Annotated in this window: 19 protein-coding genes; 8 read left to right on the top strand and 11 right to left on the bottom strand. The window is 38.2% G+C overall.

What is annotated here, in order from left to right; all coding sequences use genetic code 11:
* Positions 1-5 precede the first annotated feature (5 nt).
* The 5 genes from cyoA to QS62_RS01800 form a co-directional block, all read right to left on the bottom strand.
* A complete protein-coding gene (cyoA, locus tag QS62_RS01820) occupies positions 6-962 on the bottom strand; it encodes a ubiquinol oxidase subunit II (protein WP_066105018.1) in 957 nt (318 codons plus the stop codon).
* 459 nt (positions 963-1,421) lie between these two features.
* Positions 1,422-1,691 carry a 30S ribosomal protein S15 gene (gene rpsO, locus QS62_RS01815; protein WP_066105015.1) on the bottom strand — a complete coding sequence of 90 codons (270 nt, stop codon included), beginning with the start codon at positions 1,689-1,691 and terminating at the stop codon, positions 1,422-1,424.
* A gap of 117 nt (positions 1,692-1,808) precedes the next feature.
* Positions 1,809-4,106, bottom strand: coding sequence for a DNA topoisomerase IV subunit A (gene parC / locus QS62_RS01810; protein WP_082966110.1), 2,298 nt, complete (start codon positions 4,104-4,106; stop codon positions 1,809-1,811).
* A 23-nt stretch (positions 4,107-4,129) separates the two neighbouring features.
* On the bottom strand, positions 4,130-6,040 hold the full coding sequence (gene parE, locus QS62_RS01805; RefSeq protein ID WP_066105013.1) for a DNA topoisomerase IV subunit B: 1,911 nt from the start codon (positions 6,038-6,040) through the stop codon (positions 4,130-4,132).
* A 72-nt stretch (positions 6,041-6,112) separates the two neighbouring features.
* The gene (locus QS62_RS01800; protein WP_066105010.1) at positions 6,113-6,832 is read right to left on the bottom strand and encodes a YwiC-like family protein; all 720 of its coding nucleotides are present in this window, start codon (positions 6,830-6,832) and stop codon (positions 6,113-6,115) included.
* 78 nt (positions 6,833-6,910) lie between these two features.
* On the opposite strand from QS62_RS01800, the gene QS62_RS01795 reads away from it, so the two are divergent.
* From QS62_RS01795 to QS62_RS01785, 3 genes are read left to right on the top strand one after another with little or no spacing between them, the layout of a single operon-like run.
* Positions 6,911-7,255: a RidA family protein gene (locus QS62_RS01795; RefSeq protein ID WP_066105008.1), complete on the top strand. Its 345-nt coding sequence runs from the start codon at positions 6,911-6,913 to the stop codon at positions 7,253-7,255.
* Positions 7,256-7,310: 55 nt separating this feature from the next.
* Positions 7,311-7,958, top strand: a complete 648-nt coding sequence (locus QS62_RS01790; protein WP_066105005.1) for a YchE family NAAT transporter — start codon at positions 7,311-7,313, stop codon at positions 7,956-7,958.
* Complete coding sequence (locus QS62_RS01785; protein ID WP_066105002.1) at positions 7,958-9,463, top strand: peptide ABC transporter substrate-binding protein; 1,506 nt, start codon at positions 7,958-7,960, stop codon at positions 9,461-9,463. The genes QS62_RS01790 and QS62_RS01785 overlap by 1 nt, the downstream gene beginning before the upstream one ends.
* Before the next feature lie 53 nt (positions 9,464-9,516).
* On the opposite strand, the gene bamD is transcribed toward QS62_RS01785, so the two are convergent.
* A complete protein-coding gene (bamD, locus tag QS62_RS01780) occupies positions 9,517-10,311 on the bottom strand; it encodes an outer membrane protein assembly factor BamD (RefSeq protein ID WP_066105115.1) in 795 nt (264 codons plus the stop codon).
* A 184-nt stretch (positions 10,312-10,495) separates the two neighbouring features.
* Here bamD and rluD point away from each other — a divergent pair, with 184 nt between their 5' ends.
* The 3 genes from rluD to QS62_RS01765 all read left to right on the top strand — a co-directional run bounded on the left by rluD (position 10,496) and on the right by QS62_RS01765 (position 14,259).
* On the top strand, positions 10,496-11,470 hold the full coding sequence (rluD, locus tag QS62_RS01775; protein ID WP_066104999.1) for a 23S rRNA pseudouridine(1911/1915/1917) synthase RluD: 975 nt from the start codon (positions 10,496-10,498) through the stop codon (positions 11,468-11,470).
* Positions 11,470-12,216: a peptidoglycan editing factor PgeF gene (pgeF, locus tag QS62_RS01770; protein WP_066104996.1), complete on the top strand. Its 747-nt coding sequence runs from the start codon at positions 11,470-11,472 to the stop codon at positions 12,214-12,216. Before rluD ends, pgeF begins: the two co-directional genes overlap by 1 nt.
* A gap of 102 nt (positions 12,217-12,318) precedes the next feature.
* Positions 12,319-14,259 (top strand): LTA synthase family protein, encoded by a 1,941-nt coding sequence (locus QS62_RS01765; protein WP_231923664.1) that lies wholly within the window; start codon positions 12,319-12,321, stop codon positions 14,257-14,259.
* Between the two features lie 48 nt (positions 14,260-14,307).
* On the opposite strand, the gene QS62_RS01760 is transcribed toward QS62_RS01765, so the two are convergent.
* The 4 genes from QS62_RS01760 to hflK all read right to left on the bottom strand — a co-directional run bounded on the left by QS62_RS01760 (position 14,308) and on the right by hflK (position 19,873).
* Positions 14,308-16,242 carry a DNA topoisomerase III gene (locus tag QS62_RS01760; RefSeq protein ID WP_066104992.1) on the bottom strand — a complete coding sequence of 645 codons (1,935 nt, stop codon included), beginning with the start codon at positions 16,240-16,242 and terminating at the stop codon, positions 14,308-14,310.
* A gap of 70 nt (positions 16,243-16,312) precedes the next feature.
* Positions 16,313-17,608 carry an adenylosuccinate synthase gene (locus QS62_RS01755; protein WP_066104989.1) on the bottom strand — a complete coding sequence of 432 codons (1,296 nt, stop codon included), beginning with the start codon at positions 17,606-17,608 and terminating at the stop codon, positions 16,313-16,315.
* A 142-nt stretch (positions 17,609-17,750) separates the two neighbouring features.
* Entirely contained in the window at positions 17,751-18,644 is an 894-nt protein-coding gene (gene hflC / locus QS62_RS01750) for a protease modulator HflC (RefSeq protein WP_066105113.1), read from the bottom strand.
* 2 nt (positions 18,645-18,646) lie between these two features.
* Entirely contained in the window at positions 18,647-19,873 is a 1,227-nt protein-coding gene (hflK, locus tag QS62_RS01745) for an FtsH protease activity modulator HflK (RefSeq protein ID WP_066104985.1), read from the bottom strand.
* Positions 19,874-20,133: 260 nt separating this feature from the next.
* Here hflK and QS62_RS01740 point away from each other — a divergent pair, with 260 nt between their 5' ends.
* Both QS62_RS01740 and QS62_RS01735 read left to right on the top strand, forming a co-directional pair.
* Complete coding sequence (locus tag QS62_RS01740; protein WP_066104982.1) at positions 20,134-21,000, top strand: DMT family transporter; 867 nt, start codon at positions 20,134-20,136, stop codon at positions 20,998-21,000.
* A gap of 41 nt (positions 21,001-21,041) precedes the next feature.
* Positions 21,042-21,599, top strand: a complete 558-nt coding sequence (locus QS62_RS01735; protein WP_066104980.1) for a YtfJ family protein — start codon at positions 21,042-21,044, stop codon at positions 21,597-21,599.
* A 55-nt stretch (positions 21,600-21,654) separates the two neighbouring features.
* Here QS62_RS01735 and QS62_RS01730 read toward each other — a convergent pair whose 3' ends face one another.
* Positions 21,655-21,918, bottom strand: coding sequence for a GrxA family glutaredoxin (locus QS62_RS01730; protein WP_065237022.1), 264 nt, complete (start codon positions 21,916-21,918; stop codon positions 21,655-21,657).
* Positions 21,919-21,967 lie beyond the last annotated feature (49 nt).

Genomic DNA, 21,967 nt, shown 5'->3' with positions numbered 1-21,967 from the left:
TTCGACTATTCAGTAGTTGCTACTGATGACTCATTGTGCGAAATATGTGCGCCATGCATATCATGTGTATCATGCTCATGCATATTATGTGTATCTGGCTTATGCATATGAGGGCTGCCAAATTTTGCCATAATTTCATAAAACAGATTCGGAACAACACTAGAGAAATACTTCGGTTTATCATATTTGCTTGGTGTAACCACTTGGTTATATGCATCCATAGTATCTAAAGCATCAGGTGATTGTTTCACTTTAGCAACCCAATCTTCAAAAGAAGCCTCATCTGGGGTAGCAATAGCATTGAATTTCATACCTGAAAAACCAGATCCACTATAACTAGCAGAAATACCCTTATAAGTACCCGGTTCATTAGCAATTAAGTGTAGTTTAGTTTGCATACCTGCCATGGCATAAACTTGGCTACCTAATTGAGGAATGAAGAAGGAGTTCATCACTGTATCTGAAGTGATTTTAAATTCAACAGGGGTATTTTGTGGGAAAGCTATTTCATTAACCGTAGCAATACCTTGTTCAGGATAAATAAACAACCACTTCCAATCTAGAGAAACTACCTGAATAGTTATTGGTTTTTTCTCATGTTCTAGTGGACGATAAGGGTCAAGAGAATGGGTGGTTTTCCACGTGATAGTTCCTAAAATAAGAATGATGATGACAGGGATACCCCAAACAACCATCTCAATCTTATTAGAGTGTGCCCAGTTTGGAGTGTATTTAGCATTTATATTACCTTCTCGATATTTTCGAACAAATACAATTGCCATCACAATTACTGGAATTACAACGAGCAACATTAGACCAGTTGCAACAAGGATAAGATCACGTTCCGCCATGCCGATTTGACCTTTAGGATTGAGCAATACAGCATTCTCACAGCCACTCAGTAAAAAAGTGGCACAGGCAAGCATAAAGCTCCATTTGGCATGTTTACTACTCAGTTTCATAAATAATAACCTCAATACAGAAACAAACTAAAGTTTTAGAGAATGAAGCACAAGATGTTTAATATGCTGGCGGACAAAATAACAGCAGTTTTGTGCGTGCAATCATGACTCTGCTTCTTAGGATTATATAAAATTAAAACGGGACGCCATATTAACATTTTTCTCATATTTCCGTCACTTTTTTGTACAATTTAAGTAGTTTTTTTAAAGTATTATGAATGAGATTAAAATAAACTGAATAAACAAATAAAAATCGACATAAATCGATAGGTTACATTACTAGATAACTAAAAATAAGTATTGGTTAATTGTATCCGCTAAACATAATAATTATGAAGTTTACTATTAACATTACCTTGTAATTTGTTACGGATAGATTAAGAGAATTGTTAATAACAAAGGTAAAAAAATAGCCCTAAAACAAATTTGCTTTAGGGCTACCAAAAAATATTGTGAAAATTAGCGACGTAAACCTAAACGATTGATTAAGTTAGAATAGCTTTCTAAGTTAGTACGTTTTAAGTAGTCTAATAATTTACGACGACGTGAAACCATACCTAATAAACCACGACGACCATGGTGGTCTTTTTTGTGAACTGAAAAGTGTTCTTGTAAGTGGTTAATTTGTGCAGTTAATAATGCAATTTGAACTTCTGATGAACCAGTATCTTTTGCATCACGACCGAATTCAGCAACAATTTTTGCTTTTGCTTCTGTACTTAGAGACATAATAAACTCCTAAAAAGTTAAGTTGTTACACATACATCGTTGGCCGATCTCTAATCCAGCCACGACAAGAGTGCGCATTTTACCTTTTCTCCAATCGAATGGCAAAAAGATTTTTGCTTACTCCTGAATTAAATCAAATTGCTGCGGTTGCGTATCTTGCTGGGTTTCATTTGCCGCAGCGATAACTTCAATCTCCGCATTAAATTGTACCCCTCTTGGTAACGCCGAACCTCTGCGGCCACGTTCACCACGATAATTAGCCAGATCTACCGCACTCACTGTCACTTTACGCTTACCAGAACGAAACATTAAGCCACTACCTTCGGCAATTAATAAAACTCTCGCTAATAATTCTTCGCGTGCTTTTGCTTTTGCCGCAGGAATATTAATAATCTTATTGCCTTTACCTTTTGCCAATTCAGGTAACTCGCTCAACGGGAAGACCAACATACGGTTTGCCGTCGTAATTGCCACTAACAATGCGGATTTATCTTCCACAACAACCGGCGGTAGAACTTTCGCATTTTCTGGCAAGCTGATAATTGCTTTACCAGCTTTATTACGAGAAACCAGATCTTCCGTCTGACAAACAAAGCCATATCCAGCATCTGACGCCATTAATAGTGGTAATTCAGGTTTATTCATCAACACTTGTTCAACCGTAGCTCCAGCTGGCAAAGTCAATTTACCAGTAATTGGTTCGCCTTGTGATCGTGCTGATGGTAAAGAAAGCGTATCTAAACTATAACTACGCCCTGTACTATCCAAGAAAATTACGGGTTGATTAGAACGACCAAAAGCGTGAGTTAAATACTTATCCCCAGCTTTATAACTCAAGCTTGTTGGATCAATATCATGCCCTTTAGCACAACGTACCCACCCCATTTCAGATAAAATTACCGTTACCGGTTCTACTGGCGCTAATGCACTTTCTGAAATCGCTTTCGCCTCTTCACGTTCCACAATTTTAGAACGACGTGGACTAGCAAATTTTTCCGCATCTTGCTCAATTTCTTGTTTGATCAATTGATTAAGATGTTGCTCTGATGACAATAGATCTTGCAATTGCGCACGCTCTTCAGCTAATTGTTGTTGCTCTGCTTTAAGCTCGGTTTCTTCTAATTTTGCTAAATGACGTAAACGCAAATTTAAAATCGCCTCAGCTTGCTCTTCAGATAAATTAAAGCGTGCCATTAATACAGGTTTTGGCTCATCTTCATGACGAATAATCGCAATCACTTCATCAATATTTAAAAAGGCAATCAATAATCCTTCCAAAATATGTAAGCGCGCCAAGACCTTATCTAAACGATACTGCAAGCGACGAGTAACTGTCTGACGACGGAAACTTAACCATTCCGTAAGAATAGTATGCAAATTTTTCACTGCCGGCTTCCGATCCAAGCCAATCATATTCATATTGACTCGATAGCTTTTCTCAAGATCGGTTGTCGCAAACAAATGCGCCATTAATTCATCTTCATTAACACGATTAGAACGTGGCACAATGACGATACGGGTTGGATTTTCGTGATCTGATTCATCTTTAATGTCATCCACCATTGGCAATTTTTTATTGCGCATTTGTGCGGCAATTTGTTCGATGATTTTTGCCCCTGATGCTTGATAAGGAATGGCAGTAATCACAATTTCACCATCTTCTTTTTTCCAGACAGCACGCATCTTTAATGAGCCTTTGCCTTGCGTATAAATTTTCTGTAAATCTTCTTTTGGTGAAATAATCTCCGCTTCAGTTGGAAAATCTGGCGCCTTAACAATCTTTAATAGATCGGTAATGGTCGCATCAGGTTTATCCAATAATAAAATTAACGCTTTCGCAATTTCATTAATATTATGTGGCGGAATATCTGTCGCCATTCCAACCGCAATCCCTGTTGTACCATTTAATAAAATATGAGGTAAACGAGCTGGTAAATATTGCGGTTCATCAATCGTACCGTCAAAATTCGGCTGATAATCTACGGTACCTTGCCCCAATTCAGAGAGGAGCAACTCTGAAATTTTGGATAAGCGCGATTCGGTATAACGCATCGCCGCAAAAGATTTCGGATCATCTGGTGCACCCCAGTTTCCTTGCCCATCAACCAAAGGATAACGATAAGAAAAAGGTTGAGCCATCAATACCATTGCTTCATAGCAAGCGGTATCGCCATGAGGATGGAATTTACCTAATACATCGCCGACTGTTCTTGCTGATTTTTTATATTTTGCCGTAGCATTTAACCCTAACTCTGACATCGCATAAATAATGCGGCGCTGTACAGGTTTTAAACCGTCACCAATAAATGGTAAAGCACGATCCATAATTACATACATTGAATAATTGAGGTAAGCATTTTCCGTAAAATGCCCGATAGGCATTTGCTCAACCCCTTCATAATTAATAGTTGTCATTATTTTCTCTCTACTCGTAAGGTTTAAACGCTAAGTTCGGCATGATCGCCTTTTTCTTGTAACCAATTTTTACGATCATCAGCACGTTTTTTCGCTAATAACATATCTAAAATTTCCAGCGTTTGATCTGGTTCTTCTTGTTCTGCTTGATTTGGTTGATACACCAATTGCACCAAACGACGTGTATTTGGATCCATTGTTGTTTCTCTTAATTGCAATGGATTCATTTCACCCAAGCCTTTAAAACGCTGTACATTGGCTTTACCACGCTTACTTTGTAAACGCTCTAAAATGGCCTCTTTTTCGCCCTCATCTAAGGCATAATAAACTTCTTTACCTAAATCAATACGATACAATGGCGGCATTGCCACATAAACGTGTCCTTCTTCGACTAATTTAGGGAAATGGCGCAAGAATAAAGCGCATAATAAGGTGGCAATATGTAAACCATCTGAATCCGCATCCGCTAAAATACAGACTTTGCCATAACGTAATTGAGAAAGATCATCGGAATCCGGATCGATCCCTAATGCCACAGCTATATCGTGGATTTCTTGTGAACCTAACACCTGATCGCCAGCCACTTCCCAAGTATTAAGAATTTTTCCACGCAATGGCAAGATTGCTTGGTATTCACGATCACGAGCTTGTTTAGCTGATCCACCCGCAGAATCCCCCTCAACTAAAAAGAGTTCGGTTCGCGCAAGATCCTGTTGCGTACAATCCGCTAATTTCCCCGGTAATGCCGGTCCACTCACTAATTTTTTACGTACCACTTTTTTCGCACTACGCAAGCGACGTTGCGCTGAAGCAATTGCCATTTCAGCAATCTGCTCTGCTTGTTGTACATTTTGATTCAGCCATAAACTAAAACTATCTTTGACTACACCAGTAACAAATACTGCACTCTGACGTGAAGATAAGCGCTCTTTAGTTTGCCCTGCAAATTGAGGATCTTGCATTTTTAATGAAAGGATATAGGCACAACGTTCCCAGAGATCGTCTGCCGTTAGTTTCACTCCACGCGGTAATAAATTACGAAACTCACAAAATTCCCGCATTGCATCTAATAAACCTTGACGCAAACCATTAACATGAGTGCCACCTAATGGAGTTGGGATTAAGTTAACATAACTTTCCCCAACAATATTGCCTCCCTCTGGAAGCCAAAATAATGCCCAACTTACCGCTTCGGTAGCGCCTTTAAATTCACCAATAAAAGGTTTTTCCGGAACAGTTTCAACGCCATCAACGGCTTCTAACAAGTAGTCTGATAAACCATCTTGATAACACCAAACATCTTCCGTTTGATTGACTTTATCAGTGAACTTGATCTCTAACCCTGGGCAAAGTACCGCCTTTGCTCTTAATAGATGACGTAAACGAGTAGCGGAAAATTTTGCCGAATCAAAATATTTTGCATTTGGTAAAAACTTAACCGTTGTTCCGGTTGTTCTTCGCCCACAGCTGCCAATAACAGTAAGTTCTTCAACCTTTTTACCATCAGCAAACGCAATATGATACACCTCGCCATTACGTTTTACCGTAACATCAACACGTGCTGACAACGCATTAACCACAGAGATACCAACTCCATGTAAGCCGCCAGCAAACTGATAATTTTTATTGGAGAACTTACCACCGGCATGCAATTTAGTCAGAATCAATTCGACCCCAGAAATTTTCTCAACAGGATGAATATCAACCGGCATTCCTCGTCCATTATCAATCACCTCTAACGATTGATCTGGATATAAAATCACTTCGATTTTACTGGCATAACCTGCTAAAGCCTCATCGACACTATTGTCGATAACTTCCTGTCCGAGGTGGTTTGGTCTGGTAGTATCAGTGTACATTCCCGGACGTAATTGCACCGGTTCGAGATCTTTAAGAACCGTTATATCGTTAGCGTTATAAATCTCTTGACTCATTGTTTTTCAGCTACTGTTAATCACAAAGGGCTAGATTCTAGCATTTTTTGTCACTACACAAAACCACCCTTCTTAGCGTATCGTTGCCACCACTAACATCACTAAAAAATAAAAAGAAATTGCAAACTCTACCAATCCGGTCTGTTTTACTGATAACTTACGTTTGGGTAATAAAATCGCACGCAACAACGGTACGCCAAAAGCACAACTCAACAATATATTCGGTAATAGCAATGGTAATAAGGTACAAAGTAGATGAAATATAATTGAAGCATAATAATAGGTTGGATTTTTCCGCTCCCGCATTACACTTTTTACATACAAAGTAGTGCCAATAAAAAACAGGCTTGGATACAGCGCTATTTCAATTAAATGAATATCCCATTGTTGGGTAGGAAAATAGTAAGCCGCCATACCTGCAATTGCGAAAATTACAATTGCAGCAATATCATTAGCTAGCGCTCGTTCATTTTTCGTTTTCGTATAATAAATATTAATGAAAACAAACGGTAACATTGCCACTAAAAACCACAAAATACGTGGATTATAAATAATCGTTGGTATAGCAAATAACAAACTCACTACGCCATAGATCAATGTCCAACGCCAATATAACGAAAGATTTCGTCCTTTAAATAAAGCCAAAAAAGGATAGGTCATTAGATAGAGAGAAAACCAAGCTAGTAATAAGCAAATGTGTAAAGTAATTGGTGTTGATAACCACATTCCATATAAAAAGGGCAACAAGGCCATCACAATCGCACCATGCTGATTAGAAATTAATAGTTTCATTTTGTTACCTAACAGTTGATAATAGCTCGGGATTTTAACCTTAATTCAAATCATGATATATAACTTAAAGGAGTATTTATGAAACATATTGATGCAGGAGCACGTTTATCAGAAGCTGTCATTTATGGTGGTATCGCTTATCTTGCAGGACAAGTACCAGAAGATACTTCGCTTGATGCGTACGGACAAACCAAACAAGTATTGCAATTTATTGATAATCTTTTGGAACAAAGCAACTCTGATAAATCACGTATTTTACGTGCTGAAATCTTCCTTGCCGATATGAGTGATTATGCGGAAATGAATCGTGCGTGGGACGAATGGGTAATTGCTGGCGCTGCGCCTGCTCGTTCTACTGTTGAAGCTAAATTGGCTAATCCAGAATGGAAAGTGGAAATTGTGATCACTGCGGCATGTAAATAATCACCGCTTATGTCATAATAAGTTGTCTTTAACTTCCTCTAATTCATTGAAAATTATGTTATTTATTGAAAACTTTTCCATTTATATGCAGTTTTTTATTGGTCTGCTTGCGGTAACGAACCCGTTAGGTTCTTTGCCTATTTTTATGAGTATGACAAGTAACCAATATGAAGCGGAACGACAAAAAACAATGCTGGTGACTTCAACTGCCATTGGTATTGTTTTATTAACTAGCTTATTTATTGGGCAAGCATTACTAAATTTCTTTAGTATTTCGCTAAGCTCATTCCGCGTTGCTGGCGGTATTCTTGTTATTTCCATTGCAATGACAATGATTGGCGGTAAATTAGGGGAAGAAAAACAAAATAAAGAAGAACGAGCAACTGATTTTTCTGATAACGAAAGTATCGCAGTTGTCCCGTTAGCAATGCCATTAATCGCTGGCCCAGGGGCAATTAGTTCTACCATCGTTTGGGCCTCACGCTACAATAGTTGGGTGGATTGGCTCGGTTTTGCCATTGCTATTATTATCTTCTCTTTTTTATGTTATGCCATTTTTCGCTCTGGCCCAATGATTATGAAATATCTCGGCAAAACAGGCAGCAACGTAGTAACCCGTATTATGGGGCTAATTTTGATGGCGCTCGGTATTGAAATTTGTGTTGCTGGTATTTCTAACTTATTCCCAGGATTATTGCATTAATGAAGATTTTCAACTTAAGCAAGTTATTCACCATAACTTGCTGTTTTCTTTTTTTGACTACAGCTTGTGATCAACAGCAACCGTCTAAAACCGTCGTTCAACAACCTACGGAACCAACACCAGCTTCAACCACTACTCTCATTCGAGCTGGTGAATTTACACAATTTCTATTAGATCCTCATCAAGTTAATGATTTGCAAAATACCGCGCTGTTATACGATTTATACGAAGGTTTAGTCAGTTACGATATTCATGGCAATATCATTCCAGCAATTGCACAATCTTGGGAAAGTAAAGATCAAAAAGTGTGGTTATTCCATTTACGCCCTGAAGCCAAATGGTCAGATGGCAGCCCAGTTACTGCGAGCGATTTTGTACAAAGTTGGCAAAACTTATTAACCAGTAAAGCTACATTAGCGAAATATTTAGGCTTTATTGCACTGCAAAATGCAGAAAAAATTCTTAGTGATAAATTACCTGCTACTGCGTTAGGACTACAAGCGATTGATGAGCACACACTACAAATTCAATTAGATAAAGCTAATGCGCATTTACCACTAATGCTTGCGCATATTGCATTAATGCCTACTAAAAAAGCGCTCTACAATGGCGCTTATCAACTAATGGAAATTGATGAACAGAAGATCAAACTAACAGCAAACCCTTATTACTGGAATAAAGCACACGTTTCGTTTCAGAATGTCGAATATTGGCGTAATAATCTCTCTTCTACGCAAATTGATTGGCAACTAGCGACCAACCGCACCGGTACAGAAATACAATTAGTACCTAAATTATGTAGTTACTATTACGAACTGAATCCACATCACCCTACATTGCAAAATGTTGCAGTACGACAAGCCTTAATCAGTTTAATTTCTAGCCAATCCGCAGTAGCAAATGTCGCCATCAATGGTAAAGCCTCCGCCAGCTTATTACCGAAATCAATGTTATTTGGTGCTTACCTGAACTTACCGCCGGCTGAGCAATTACTAAAGCAAGCTAATATTAATAATCAACACCCATTGCATCTCAATTTAAGTTACGATGATTCACCGGCCAATCGACAAATTGCACAAAATCTTGCACGACAATTTGCCCAATCTGATCTTATTCGCGTAACCTCACAAGCGAAAACCAGCCAACAATGGGCAAACGAACATATACAACAACAATTTCAATTAATTCGTAGCGGTTGGTGTGCAGATTACAATGATCCTTCTGCATTCTTAAATATTTTTCACTCTAAAAGCCCTGATAATTTAATGCACTACCATAATCCGCAAATTGATCAGTGGCTAGAACAGGCAATGGTTGAGACTGAAGCAGAAAAACGACAACAACTCTATCAACAAGTAGTAGATACATTAGCGCAAGATGCCATTATCTTGCCATTATTCCAATATTACCTACCTGTTTATATTGCACCCAACTTAGCTGGTTATGATTTAAATAATCCAACGCAAATTTTTTATAGCAAAGATCTCTATCGTTTAGTGCAATAAACCGGCATAAAAAAAGTGTGGATTTTCATTCCACACTTTTCCTAAATTTATCATTAATTAAGTGGTGGTTTAACGTCTGGCGCTGATTCTGGTTTTTCTAACTCTGGGAAAGTTTTACCTTGACCATTTGCTACCACTTTTGCAATTTCCGCAGCTTGTTTATCTAAATGCAATTCTGTATAAGCTTCTTGCAACATTGGCAATGCGTAATAAGCATAGCTTGTTTCAGGATATTGGCGTAATAAGATATCTTGAATACGATTCACTACCGCAACATAAGCGCCACGTTTTTGATAGAACTGCGCAATTTCATATTGATGTTTTGCTAAGCTCTCACGAATATATTGCATACGTTTTACTGCATCTTTCGTATATTCACTATTCGGGAAATAACGAGCCAACGTTTCAAAATTACCATACGCATTTTCTCTTGGTTTAGTTTCGCGTGATGAACGGTCAACACCAAAGAAATCTTGGAATAAATTGTCACCCAATGCCATATTGGTTAAGCCAGCAATATATAACACATAATCTAAATGCGGTCCTTGCGGATATTTTTGCAAATAACGATCAGCGGTTGATAACGCATTGACATAATCTTCACTACGATAATAAGCATAAATCAAATTTAAATCTGCTTGTTGCGCATATTCACCATATGGGAAACGATTATCTGTGGCTTCGAGATAACGAATTGCTTGACGATAATTTTCATCTTGTAAATATTCTTGCGCTTTTTGATATAACTCTTGTGCGGGAGCTTGTTCTACTTGCTCTTTAGAATTAGAACAAGCGGTTAATACCAACGCAGATAAGGCTGTTATCGCAATAGCTTTTATCTTATTCATACTCATTATAGATCCTTAATTTTTTTGGGTGAGCTGTTTGATGAATTCATCACACAATATATTTCAATCTGTAAACTCGCTGACAGTTAAGGTACAATCACGACTTTGACATCAATTCTTTGCTGTTATTGTATAGTGTATCAGCAAATAATTAAATGGTTATGTTACTGGATTTATAGTTACTATGGAACACCTTAAATTAACAGCAGAGGTTCAACCTCATCAATTAGGTCAGCGTTTAGACCAAACTTTAGCAGAATTGTTTCCAGAATATTCACGTTCACGCATAAAAACTTGGATCGAAGCCGGATTAGTACAAGTTGATGGCAAAGTCGTTACCGTCCCAAGAGAAAAAGTATTTGGCACAGAACAAATTATTATGCAGGCGGAAATTGAAGAAGATACACGTTTCACGCCACAAGAAGTGCCTTTAGATATTATTTATGAAGATGATCATATTTTAGTGATCAATAAAAGCAAAGACTTAGTTGTACATCCTGGCGCTGGTAATCCAGATAATACCGTATTAAATGGTTTGTTATACCATTATCCGCCGATTGCCGAAGTGCCTCGTGCTGGTATTGTGCATCGTCTAGATAAAGATACAACTGGTTTAATGGTCGTCGCTAAAACAGTGGAAGCGCAAACCAAATTAGTACGCGCCTTACAAAAACGTCAAATCACCCGCGAATATGAAGCTATTGCCAGCGGCATTATGACCAAAGGCGGAACTGTTGATCAACCAATGGCGCGCCACCCAACCAAACGCACGCATATGGCAGTTCATCCAATGGGAAAACCAGCAGTAACACACTACCGTATTATGGAACGTTTCCGTAATTACACTCGCTTGCGTTTACGTTTAGAAACCGGACGTACTCACCAAATTCGTGTACATATGGCGCATATTGCCCACCCATTATTAGGTGATCAAACTTATGGCGGTCGTCCAAAACCACCAAAAGGTGCAAGCGAAGAACTATTAAGTGTATTACGCCAATTCCAACGCCAAGCGTTACACGCCATTATGTTACGTTTAGAACACCCAATTACTGGCGAATTAATGGAATGGTATGCGCCATTGCCAGATGATTTTGTTGAATTAGTTGAAGCGTTGAAAGCCGACTATGAATTACACAAAGATGAGTTAGATTATTAATGAAAGCACTTTATCCAAACTGGCAAGTCCCTAACAATGTTCACGCATTAAGCACTTTACGCGCTGGCGGTCATAGCTGTGGTGTATTTGCCGGATTAAACTTAGGGGATCATGTTGGTGATGATCCCGCATTAGTACAACAAAATCGCCAACAACTGGTAGAACAATTTCATTTACCGCAAACGCCGATTTTTCTGACACAAGTGCATGGCACTGCGGTAAAACAAATTCATCAGTCGGATACCAATTTAACCGCTGATGCGTGTTATACCAATCAAGCCAATCACGTCTGTTTAATTATGACCGCTGACTGTCTGCCAGTCGTGTTTGCAACGGACAATGGCGAAGAAGTTGCTGCGGCTCACGCTGGTTGGCGCGGCTTAGCTGCTGGCGTATTGGAAAACACGCTTGCGCAATTTAGCGCTGATCCAGCCATAATCAAAGTGTGGCTTGCCCCAGCAATTAGCGCACAAGCTTTTCAAGTTGGAGAAGACGTATTTACCGCTTTTTGCCAACAAGATCCTAACGCGCAACAAGCATTCAAACCCGATCCACAACATTCAGGTAAATATTTCGCTGACATTTATCAACTAGCGCGTTTACGCTTACAGCGCTGCGGTATTTTGCCGCAACATATTAGCGGCGGTGAATATTGCACTTATTCCGATCCTGAAAATTTTTACTCTTATCGTCGTGATGGGCAAACCGGCAGAATGGCAACATTAATTTGGTTCAGCGAAAAATAACACAACGGACAAGGCGGCATGATTTTTTATAGTAATTTTTTAGTTTCTTTGACACTGCTATTCATCTATTACGTTTTACAAACCACACTAATTAGAAAATGGATGGTGAATAAATTTGTTGATCCGCAATTATTCTCACAACCGGAACATCAACAATCATTCTCACGAATGTGGCGTATGGGTTATCGTTATGACGCCAAAATTAGTGCGATTTTACTTGCTATTCCATTTATTATTGGCGCCATCTTACTCGCCTTTTCCTTAGTCAAGACGTTACTTTTTGTTTTTAGCTGTTATCTTTTTATCGTTTCTTTGCTGTTTACTGGCGTTAATCTCGGTAATTACTTCTATTTTAAGACTTATAAAAGTTACTATAATATTTTTATGTTTGGGATTGTTGAAGATGATACCAAAGCGGTCTTAAACAATATTTATGAAGATTATCCAGTTATCAAACTCTCATTATTAACGCTCGTTGCCGCCCTGATTCCAACCTATATTTTTTACTATTTTCTAACAGCACAACCGCTGCCGTTGTTACCTTCTGCCGTTATTTATGGCTATGCCATACTTGCATTGATCTATTTAGCCTATGCGGCGCGAGGTTATTTCTTCACGCACCCATTGGCAAAAATGCATGCACAAGTCGCTTCACTAAGTATCATTAACCAAATGGTGCCAAATGGCGTTATTGCGATGAAATGGGCGTTTGAAGATAGAAAACGCGATATCCAATTTAATCCAGTTAATTGGCAAGATGGTGCAAACTTAATCAACCAAGTAAAACAACTTGTACCAACGACAACACCATTAGCAACGCCAGATAATGTAACCGAGTTCTTTACCGCAAAAACGGCGAAAAATGATTTCTTAGCTAATAATCCGCCACACGTTGTAATGGCATTAATGGAGAGTTTTGGTAATAACTTTTTACAGTTTGATGATCCGAAAACCAACGATCTATTAGGTAAGTTGCGCCCTTATTTAACACAAGATTATTGCTTTCAACGCTTTAGTTCAGATTATAACGGCACCGCACCCTCATTGGCTTCGCTCTATTTTCATAGTCCAATCCAAAATATCAGCCAATCTATTGCTCAAGGTGTCAGCTTAAAACAAACGCCATTCTTTACCTATAAAGCGCAAGGTTATAAAACCATTTTTATTACTGCCGGCAATATTATGTGGCGCAATTTAGCTAATTATCTGCCATTACAAGGCATTGATGAGCTTTACGATCAAAACAGCATTGTCGATCGTTTTCCTGCGGCGAAAAGTTCGCTCTCTTACTGGGGTGTCGCTGATGAATATGCGTTTAAATTGGCGGAACAGTTATTACAACAAAGTGAACAGCCGTTATTTATTAATATTCTCACAATGACTAATCATCCGCCATTTAAGGCGCCTGATCATTATCAACCTTTTCCAGTTAATCCAGACGTATTAACAGGTAAAATTTTGGCGAAAGATCGACAAGAACAGCAAAATATTCTGCAAGCCTTTCAATATGCGGCGAATGCCTTGGGCGAGTTTATTGACAATATTGCACAAAGTCCTGTTGCCGATAGCACCATCATTGCCGCTTCGGGCGATCACCATATGCGTGCGATGGAGAATCATTTTCCAACCGATCTGTTTTTAGATAAAACCGTTCCTTTCTTTGTACATCTTCCAGACGCAATCAAACAACATTGTGCGGTTGATTTCCAACCTTACCGTTTAGGTTCACATAAAGATATTATGCCAACACTATTTTCATTCAGTTTATCTGATTGTGAATATTGGCATCTTGGCGGGCGTAATCTGTTGTCAGCTGACGCTGAACAGAATTTTAATTTTGCCTTTAATGAAACTGTGGTTACTACGCCAACAGCGATCTATGACATTCATACTGAAAATATTATTAAGTATGAATGGAATCTAACAACAGGGGAAACAACAGCTTTACAGCCAATATCCGCAGAGGAAAAAACACAGATCAATGCCTATAAACAATTACTTTATTGGCAAATTAATTATCAGATTGCAGGTATTGCAAACTAATTATCGTGTTTTAAAAATGGCTATAAACAAGGAGTAACAACCATTATGTTACTCCTTTTTTTGACTCTTAAGATTTCTCTTTTGCTTAGTAGATTGAACCGGAATATTACGTAATAATTGTAATTTTTGTAGATCAATATTCCTGACTAAGTGTGGTAATTGCGTGGTTAGCTGCTGCATAAAAACTTGGTAATTTAATTGCTTACGGTAAATCTGATCTAGCTGAGATTCCCATTGTGCCGTCATATCAGGTTGTGTTGCAATATCTGGTAACGCTTGAATCAAAATACGTCCCGCTTCAGTACTATGAATATAACGCCCTTTTTTATATAAAAAACCTCGCTTAAAGAGTAATTCAATAATACCAGCACGAGTTGCTTCCGTTCCCAAGCCATCGGTTTCACGCAAGATTTTCTTTAGCTCTTTATCCTGCACAAAACGTGCAATACCCGTCATCGCTGATAACAGAGTCGCATCAGTAAAATAACTCGGTGGTTGTGTTTTTTTACTGACTACTTCGCCATCAAGACAATAAAGCACATCACCTTTTTTCACAGTGGGTAATGCTGCCGCTATTTTTTGTGGATCACTCTCTTCCTTGCCTTGCAAGCGCTTCCAACCAGCATTCGCCAGCCCTCGAGTTTGTGCAACAAACATTCCGCCTTCAATTGTTAAACCAATTTTTGTTTTATGATATTCCGCATCAGGATAAAACTGCATCAGATATTGACGAGCTATTAGCTGATAAATTTTTTGCTCTTGTGCATTTAAACGTAAATTTTGTTTTGCGGTGGGAATAATGGCGTGGTGAGCTTCCACTTGTTTATCATTCCAGCAACGATTACGTTGTTCAGCATTAAATCCCTCCACAAAGGTTTGATAATCTGAGCAATTCGCACTGATTGCAGCAAAAATTGCTTGCCGTTCGCCAAAATGTTCTTCGGGTAAATAACGACAATCTGAACGTGGATAAGTAATCGCTTTATGCGTTTCATACAAACGTTGGCAGCTATCTAACACTTCTTGTGCTGACATCCCATACATTTTCGCCGCATCAATTTGTAATGCCGATAAAGAATAAGGTAACGGAGCGGTTTCTGTTTCAGTTTTATTTTGGTATTCATTGACTAACGCAGGCTTCTGTTGAATCCGTTTCACTACGTGTTCTGCCAATGATTTCACTAATACCCTGCCTTCTTCATCTTGATAAGGCTCACACGCTTCACTCGGTTTCCATTGTGCTTTAAAAGGATAACCTTGAATTTGCGGCTGTTGTGTTACCGTTTCCGCAGAAAAATAGATATTTGCTTGCACCTCAAAAAAATCTTTCGGTACAAAATTTTCAATTTCTAAATCACGACGCACAATCAAGCCTAATACTGGCGTTTGTACCCGTCCAACAGATAATACGCCTTTATAGCCCACCTGTTGCCCTCGAATGGTATAGGCTCGTGTCATATTGATACCATATAACCAATCTGCCCTAGTACGAGCTAATGCAGAAATCGTCAGAGAACGAAAATCTAGATTTGTCTGTAACTTATTAACTGCTTTTGTTACTGCTGCCGGATTCAGATCGTTAATCAAACAACGCTGAATAGCATCAATCTTTGTTTTCGGTAAATTAAGGTAGGCAAACAGTTCATCAATTAATAATTGCCCCTCTCGGTCAGGGTCGCCTGTATGTACAATCACATCTGCTTGTTGTACCAAACGGCTAATGACTGATAATTGTTTTTCTGTCGCTTTTTTGGGTAAAAATTGCCATTTTTCAGGCATAATCGGCAAGTGTTCCAATCGCCATTGCTTAAAAGCTGGATTATAGCTATCTGGTTCAGCTAGTTCTAAAAGATGCCCAATACACCAAGTGACATAATCATTTTCACCGCAACGAATAAAACCATCACCCCGTTGATGCGGTTTTGGCAACACTTCCGCAACAGCTCTTGCTAAACTTGGTTTTTCGGCAATAAATAGACGCATAATTCAGATAATCAGATAAAAAAGATGGCTATTCCATCATAGGAATAGCCATCTATCAGCGATAAATTATTTAGGCAAATGGATCTTGTAAGATCATAGTTTGTACACGATCCGGACCAGTTGAAAGAATTGCTACTGGTACACCAGTGACTTCTTCAATACGTTTAATATATTTACGTGCATTTTCTGGTAATTGAGCAAGATCAGTAACACCAAAGGTATTTTCTGACCAACCCGGTAGAGTTTCATAGATTGGTTCTACTCCTTCCCATTTTTCTGCTGCTAATGGTGCATATTCGATGATTTCACCATTTGGCATTTTGTATGCCACACAAATTTTGATTTCTTTGAAACCATCTAAAACATCCAATTTCGTCATACAGAAACCAGAAATTGAGTTAAGTTGAATCGCGCGACGTACTGCAACCGCATCAAACCAACCACAACGACGTGGACGACCAGTTACCGCACCAAACTCATTACCTTTACGAGCAATTTCTGCGCCAACATCGTCAAATAATTCAGTAGTGAATGGACCACCACCAACACGAGTACAGTAAGCTTTAATAATACCAAGTACATAATCAAGATTACGTGGACCGAAACCAGAACCTGTCGCTACACCACCTGCAGTAGTATTAGAACTGGTTACATAAGGATACGTACCATGGTCAATATCCAACATTGTACCTTGCGCACCTTCAAATAGGATATTATCGCCACGTGCTCTTGCTTGATGCAGAATCGTAGTAACATCTGCCACCATGGATTTGATCACATCTGCAACTGCAGTAATGTCAGCTAATGTTTTATCGTAATCAACAGGTTCTACTTTGTAATAATGCACTAATTGGAAATTATAATAATCAAGAATATTTTTTAGCTTCTCTGCAAACATTGGCATATTGAATAAGTCGCCAACACGTAAACCACGACGAGCTACTTTATCTTCATACGAAGGACCAATACCACGACCCGTAGTACCGATCGCTTTCTTACCTAATGCAGCTTCACGCGCATGATCCATTGCTACGTGATAAGGTAAAATTAATGGACAAGCTTCAGAAATCAAAAGACGGCTGCGCACTTCAACGCCACGTGCTTCTAATTCACCCATTTCTTGCATTAACGCTGATGGTGATAACACTACACCGTTACCAATCATACAAGTAACATTATCACGCAAAATACCTGATGGAATAAGGCGTAATACGGTCTTTTCACCATTAATAATTAAAGTGTGACCCGCATTGTGCCCACCTTGATAGCGAACTACATATTTCACACGATCAGTTAATAAGTCAACAATTTTACCTTTACCTTCATCGCCCCACTGAGCGCCAAGGACTGCTACACTTTTTCCCATAATTTTACCTTTAGGTTCTCTCTATTTAGTTTAAAAAAGGTCATTCCAACGCAATACTTTACTACCGCTTATCTAAAACTACAAATCTAATCTATAGTTCCTTGATCATACATAAGAAAAGCCTCTATTCGAGGCTTTTACATTACTTTTGTTCTGTTGGACGCTGCATAAATTTGAAGAATTCGCTATCTGGTTTCACAATCATTAAATTGTCAGATTGCGCAAAACTCTTCTCATAAGCTTTTAAGCTACGAATAAAGTTATAGAATTCTGGCGCTTGTCCAAAACCGTCAGCATAAATTTTTGCCGCGACCGCATCACCTTCACCACGTAATTCTTGTGCTTTTTTATTCGCATTAGCCAAAATCACTGTCACTTTACGATCAACATCAGCTTGAATAAAAGCTGCTTTTTCACGACCTTGTGAACGGTGTTCACGTGCTACTGCATCACGTTCTGCACGCATACGTTGATAAATAGATGATGAAACTTCTTCTGGTAAATTGATTTGTTTAATACGCACATCAATTACTTCAATACCTAACTCTGCGGTACTGTCTGTTCCGGTATTTAATGCTTTTCTTGCATCTAACATCAATTCACCACGTGTACCAGATACAATATCTTTAATTGTTCTTGAACCAATCTCTGAACGGAGGCGGTCATTGACTTTACGTCTTAATAAGCTATCTGCACGCAAATAATCGCCACCACCTGTTGAAGTAAAGAACTTACCAAAATCAGCAATACGCCATTTCACATAAGAATCAACTAATAAGTCTTTTTTCTCAACAGTAACAAAGCGATCAGCTTGTCCATCTAAAGTTTGAATACGGGCATTTAAAATTTTAATTCCATCAATTACAGGAATTTTAAAATGTAATCCCGGATTATAAACAACAACTTTGTTATCTGCATCACGTTGCACCTTACCAAAACGCAACATAATACCTCTTGCACCTTCAGGCACAACAATAATACTGGTATATAAAATTATTGCGACGATAACAATAACTGGCATTAAAAACTTACGCATCATTAAAATCTCCCTTGACGATCAGCATCAATAGTTGGCTCTTTTACTTGAGTATTATTCGGCACTTTTGGCACATCTAATGTGTTCTTAGGTGCTTCATTACCATTGTTGCTGGTAGAGATTTCAGATGAAGTTGTTTTACCTTTCTTCATCAACTGTTCTAATGGTAAAACAGTTAAGTTATTACCGTTGTTATCCAATAAAACTTTCGGCGTTTTCGCCATCACTTTTTCCATTGATTCTAGATAAAGACGCTCTTTTAATAATTGTGGATTCGCCTTAAATTCAGGGATTAATTTAGTAAAACGTTCTGTTTCCCCTTTCGCATCTAGCACAATTTGTTCTTTATATGCCGTTGCTTGTTCAATAATTTGTTGAGCATTACCACGTGCAATTGGTTCACGTTCTCTCGCATAAGCTTCTGCTTCACGAATCAAACGTTGTTCATCTTCTTGCGCTTTAATTGCATCATCAAAGGCATCTTTAACTTCTTCTGGTGGGCGCGCAGATTGGAAGTTCACATCTAAAATTTCTAAACCCATATTGTAAGGTTTAATAATTTCATTTAAGGATTTCCACGTACGTTCACGCACAACCGAACGTCCTGTGGTTAAAATATCATCCATTGACATATGTCCAATCACATAACGTAAGGCACTGTCCGTTGCTTGGCTTAAACTATCTTGTGGATCAACAACATGGAATAAATAATTAGCAGGATCTTGAATACGGTATTGTACCGTCATTTCTACTGTCACCATATTTTCATCTTGTGTCAGCATAGAACCTTGCGTTTTTAACTCACTAATTCTTTCCACATTCACTGGTAAAACGGTATCAATAAAAGTTGGTTTCCAATTTAAACCTGGTTGCACAATTTTTTCTAATTTACCGAAACGCAATACCACGCCACGTTCCGCTTCCTTGATGGTGTAAAAACCACTGGCAATCCAAATGATCACTGCCGCAATCGCAGCAAAAATCACTAACTTTCCAAAACCTTTTGCTGAATTTGTCGTGTTGGCTGAACCTTTACTACCTTGTCCGCCGCCTTGGCTAAGTTTATTGAAAAACTTTGTCAATTCTTCTAATAAATCAGGTGGGTTGTCATTGTTTTGATTTTGATTGGGTTGTTGATTCTGTCCAGATGAATTGTTCTCTTTTCCATCTTTTCGATCCGAACTACCAGGCTTTGACCAAGGATCCTGTCCTGAATCATTCCACGACATATTTTTCTCCATTTAAAGGTAAAGATAATGAAATAATATTGATAAACAAATGTAATTTATCATACTTTTGCGCACTTCAGCATAAAAAAGCAAAAAAATGCCACAAAAATACAATTTTTCGACAAGCATTCAGTGTAAATAAACTTGCTTTATAAGTCTAACAGATTTCCTACAACAGATACCAACAATAAATAGGGTTGCGGCATTTTTATTTTCAGTCTTATAATGCCCATTCTGTTTTATCTGCATAGGCGTAATAGATGCTTCCGCTTTTTATTGCAATTGCAATCTGGGGGAGTTCTCTCCCCGTAGGCAAATTAGCTTACAATTCATTTGATCCCGTCATCTTAGTGCAATTTCGTTTCAGTATTGCAGCGCTAATTGTTTTGCCTACCTTTGTGCGCTTTTTTCGTAAAATTCCGCATCATTTATATAAAAGTCTAGCAATTCTTGCTTTTCTTAATTATCCGCTTGTCTTTTTATTGCAATTTATTGGTTTAAAATATACTTCTGCCTCTAGCGCAGTCACTATGTTAGGCTTACAACCATTAATTATGGTTTTTGTTGGTCATCTGTTTTTTAAAGAAAAAGCGAGCAAATTTGAATATATTCTCGGTTTATTAGCTTTTATTGGTATTGCTTTAGTAGTCAGTGATGATGATCCAAATAGCCAAATTGATGTGTGGGGTTGTTTTTTAATTTTAGCTTCTACGATTACTTTTGCTTTCACCGTTCGTTGGGCACAAGAAGTTATGAAGGAGATCCCTCCACGTAGTTATACCGCAGTGACCATTATGTTTGGTATGATTTTTTGTATTCCATTTACTTTATTACTCAATCAACAATGGCATTTTTCACCTTCATTCATCGATACAATGGCATTGTTATATTTAGGAATTGCTTGTAGTTGGCTGGCACCAAAATTATGGAATAACGGATTACCCTATGTTTCTGCCAATATTTCAGGGGTTATTTCGGCGCTAGAACCGATTTTTGGTATTCTATTCGCCATTCTGTTTTTACATGAACAAATTACTTGGAAGATTGGTATCGGAATAACATTAGTATTAGGTGTGACCTTTGTGTTTATCCTCTATTCCGTAAAAAAACAGCAACCAGCAACTTAATTTCAGTTTATTAACCCATCATTTTTCAACAAGGATTTAGAATGAAACGAGTACGACAACTTTTTATGCTGAGCTTAGTATTTCCATTTTCAGCAATGGCGCATAACTTAACGGTTGGACAAGCACCAATAGCCGTTAATAATGTCCAAAGCGGAGAAATCATCTTAAATGGTGATAAAGTGCAATATCAAGCCTGGAACAGTAATACATTGGCGGGCAAGGTACGTGTTGTACAACATATGGCTGGACGTATTTCTGTTAAATCAATGAATGATCCACTAATGGATAAAATTAAAGCCGCCCACTTTCCACACGACAAATATCAAACTACCACAATTGTCAATGTCGCTGATGCCACTTTAGGAATGAGTAGTATGGCGAAAAGTAAAACAGAAAAAGGGAAAAAAGAGTTTCCTTATACATCCGTTATCGTTGATGAAAATGGTAAAGTCAAAAATGCTTGGCAATTACGACCAGAAAATTCGTTAATTTTGGTATTAGATAAACAAGGCAAAGTGCAATTTGCTAAAGAAGGAAAACTGTCTGACGCAGAAAATAAACAAGTGGTTGATTTAGTTTCAAAATTAATCCAACAATAGGTACAAAAAAACGGAAAGGCATCTGCGCTTTCCGTTTTTAACTCTGATAAAAAAATTAAGCAACTACGCCAAATTTTTCTTTCATTAATGCTTCAAAATCTGTACAACCACCAATTGGTTTTTCATCAATGAAAATTTGTGGTACGGTTTCAACAGTTTTACCAACTGATTTAGAAAGATCTGCTTTAGAAATCCCTTCTGCAATGATATCTACATAACGATAGTCAAAATCTTCAACGGTATTTTTTAATTTTTCCGCTAATTCTTTTGCTCTTGCACAATATGGGCAGCCAGGGCGACCAAAAATAACTGTATACATAATTGACTCCTTATTTATCAATGAAAACGTAGCTATTCTACTCAATCTC

The organism is Gallibacterium salpingitidis (assembly GCF_001678495.1).
GTDB lineage: Bacteria > Pseudomonadota > Gammaproteobacteria > Enterobacterales > Pasteurellaceae > Gallibacterium > Gallibacterium salpingitidis.
Note: the sequence above shows the minus strand (reverse complement) of the source record. Positions and strands in the feature narration are given on the sequence as shown.

Coding starts and splice junctions, on each gene's coding strand:
- rpsO (WP_066105015.1), bottom strand. CDS start 1,691: ATGTCTCTAAGTACAGAAGCAAAAGCAAAAATTGTTGCTGAATTCGGT.
- cyoA (WP_066105018.1), bottom strand. CDS start 962: ATGAAACTGAGTAGTAAACATGCCAAATGGAGCTTTATGCTTGCCTGT.
- parC (WP_082966110.1), bottom strand. CDS start 4,106: ATGACAACTATTAATTATGAAGGGGTTGAGCAAATGCCTATCGGGCAT.
- QS62_RS01800 (WP_066105010.1), bottom strand. CDS start 6,832: ATGAAACTATTAATTTCTAATCAGCATGGTGCGATTGTGATGGCCTTG.
- parE (WP_066105013.1), bottom strand. CDS start 6,040: ATGAGTCAAGAGATTTATAACGCTAACGATATAACGGTTCTTAAAGAT.
- QS62_RS01795 (WP_066105008.1), top strand. CDS start 6,911: ATGAAACATATTGATGCAGGAGCACGTTTATCAGAAGCTGTCATTTAT.
- QS62_RS01785 (WP_066105002.1), top strand. CDS start 7,958: ATGAAGATTTTCAACTTAAGCAAGTTATTCACCATAACTTGCTGTTTT.
- QS62_RS01730 (WP_065237022.1), bottom strand. CDS start 21,918: ATGTATACAGTTATTTTTGGTCGCCCTGGCTGCCCATATTGTGCAAGA.
- QS62_RS01755 (WP_066104989.1), bottom strand. CDS start 17,608: ATGGGAAAAAGTGTAGCAGTCCTTGGCGCTCAGTGGGGCGATGAAGGT.
- rluD (WP_066104999.1), top strand. CDS start 10,496: ATGGAACACCTTAAATTAACAGCAGAGGTTCAACCTCATCAATTAGGT.
- QS62_RS01735 (WP_066104980.1), top strand. CDS start 21,042: ATGAAACGAGTACGACAACTTTTTATGCTGAGCTTAGTATTTCCATTT.
- hflK (WP_066104985.1), bottom strand. CDS start 19,873: ATGTCGTGGAATGATTCAGGACAGGATCCTTGGTCAAAGCCTGGTAGT.
- QS62_RS01790 (WP_066105005.1), top strand. CDS start 7,311: ATGTTATTTATTGAAAACTTTTCCATTTATATGCAGTTTTTTATTGGT.
- pgeF (WP_066104996.1), top strand. CDS start 11,470: ATGAAAGCACTTTATCCAAACTGGCAAGTCCCTAACAATGTTCACGCA.
- bamD (WP_066105115.1), bottom strand. CDS start 10,311: ATGAATAAGATAAAAGCTATTGCGATAACAGCCTTATCTGCGTTGGTA.
- hflC (WP_066105113.1), bottom strand. CDS start 18,644: ATGCGTAAGTTTTTAATGCCAGTTATTGTTATCGTCGCAATAATTTTA.
- QS62_RS01760 (WP_066104992.1), bottom strand. CDS start 16,242: ATGCGTCTATTTATTGCCGAAAAACCAAGTTTAGCAAGAGCTGTTGCG.
- QS62_RS01740 (WP_066104982.1), top strand. CDS start 20,134: ATGCTTCCGCTTTTTATTGCAATTGCAATCTGGGGGAGTTCTCTCCCC.
- QS62_RS01765 (WP_231923664.1), top strand. CDS start 12,319: ATGGTGAATAAATTTGTTGATCCGCAATTATTCTCACAACCGGAACAT.